Origin of the sequence: Streptosporangium sp. NPDC049248 (assembly GCF_040678965.1) — a bacterium.
GTDB lineage: Bacteria > Actinomycetota > Actinomycetes > Streptosporangiales > Streptosporangiaceae > Streptosporangium > Streptosporangium fukuiense.
In genome coordinates this window covers 3393-5228 of sequence record NZ_JBFAQY010000070.1, presented here as the reverse complement: position 1 = coordinate 5228, position 1836 = coordinate 3393, and the positions used below count along the sequence as shown (strand labels likewise).

The window sequence follows — 1836 nt, the reverse complement described above, 5'->3', positions numbered from 1 at the left end:
CCGTTTCTTGAGAACTCAACAGTGTGTTAAAAGCCAGTGCATGAAGCACAACCCTGTCCAACCTGCCTCCTTTGCGGGGTGGGGGACGGATTCCTTTGGTTGAACATCCATCATGTGTGATGGGTGCTTTCAGCCGGGAGCAACTGTTCAGACATTGTTTGGAGAGTTTGATCCTGGCTCAGGACGAACGCTGGCGGCGTGCTTAACACATGCAAGTCGAGCGGAAAGGCCCTTCGGGGTACTCGAGCGGCGAACGGGTGAGTAACACGTGAGTAACCTGCCCCTGACTCTGGGATAAGCCCGGGAAACTGGGTCTAATACCGGATACGACACCTCCCGGCATCGGGTGGGTGTGGAAAGTTTTTTCGGTCGGGGATGGACTCGCGGCCTATCAGCTTGTTGGTGGGGTAACGGCCTACCAAGGCGACGACGGGTAGCCGGCCTGAGAGGGCGACCGGCCACACTGGGACTGAGACACGGCCCAGACTCCTACGGGAGGCAGCAGTGGGGAATATTGCGCAATGGGCGAAAGCCTGACGCAGCGACGCCGCGTGGGGGATGACGGCCTTCGGGTTGTAAACCTCTTTCAGCAGGGACGAAGTTGACGTGTACCTGCAGAAGAAGCGCCGGCTAACTACGTGCCAGCAGCCGCGGTAATACGTAGGGCGCAAGCGTTGTCCGGAATTATTGGGCGTAAAGAGCTCGTAGGTGGCTTGTCACGTCGGGTGTGAAAGCTTGGGGCTTAACTCCAGGTCTGCATTCGATACGGGCTGGCTAGAGGTAGGTAGGGGAGAACGGAATTCCTGGTGTAGCGGTGAAATGCGCAGATATCAGGAGGAACACCGGTGGCGAAGGCGGTTCTCTGGGCCTTACCTGACGCTGAGGAGCGAAAGCGTGGGGAGCGAACAGGATTAGATACCCTGGTAGTCCACGCTGTAAACGTTGGGCGCTAGGTGTGGGGACCTTCCACGGTTTCCGCGCCGTAGCTAACGCATTAAGCGCCCCGCCTGGGGAGTACGGCCGCAAGGCTAAAACTCAAAGGAATTGACGGGGGCCCGCACAAGCGGCGGAGCATGTTGCTTAATTCGACGCAACGCGAAGAACCTTACCAAGGCTTGACATCGCCCGGAAAGCTTCAGAGATGGAGCCCTCTTCGGACTGGGTGACAGGTGGTGCATGGCTGTCGTCAGCTCGTGTCGTGAGATGTTGGGTTAAGTCCCGCAACGAGCGCAACCCTTGTTCAATGTTGCCAGCACGCTCCTTTTAGGGGTGGTGGGGACTCATTGGAGACTGCCGGGGTCAACTCGGAGGAAGGTGGGGATGACGTCAAGTCATCATGCCCCTTATGTCTTGGGCTGCAAACATGCTACAATGGCCGGTACAGAGGGTTGCGATACCGTGAGGTGGAGCGAATCCCTAAAAGCCGGTCTCAGTTCGGATTGGGGTCTGCAACTCGACCCCATGAAGTCGGAGTCGCTAGTAATCGCAGATCAGCAACGCTGCGGTGAATACGTTCCCGGGCCTTGTACACACCGCCCGTCACGTCACGAAAGTCGGCAACACCCGAAGCCCGTGGCCCAACCAGCTTGTCTGGGGGGAGCGGTCGAAGGTGGGGCTGGCGATTGGGACGAAGTCGTAACAAGGTAGCCGTACCGGAAGGTGCGGCTGGATCACCTCCTTTCTAAGGAGCATCGGTCGCGGTCATCTTCGGGTGGTCGTGGTCCATGCCGTGTTCGTGGGCGAACGTTCCACGCTCGGCGCGCTCATTAGTGGAGCACTGGCTATTCGGTTCGGCGGGATCGCTGATCGGTTAGTACCGCCCTGGTTCTTCGGAGC

Annotated in this window: 1 rRNA gene; it reads left to right on the top strand. The window is 58.6% G+C overall.

Features of this window, described 5'->3' with window-relative positions:
• Positions 1-155: 155 nt before the first annotated feature.
• Positions 156-1681: ribosomal RNA gene (locus tag AB0K21_RS44525) — 16S ribosomal RNA — on the top strand.
• Positions 1682-1836: the final 155 nt, after the last annotated feature.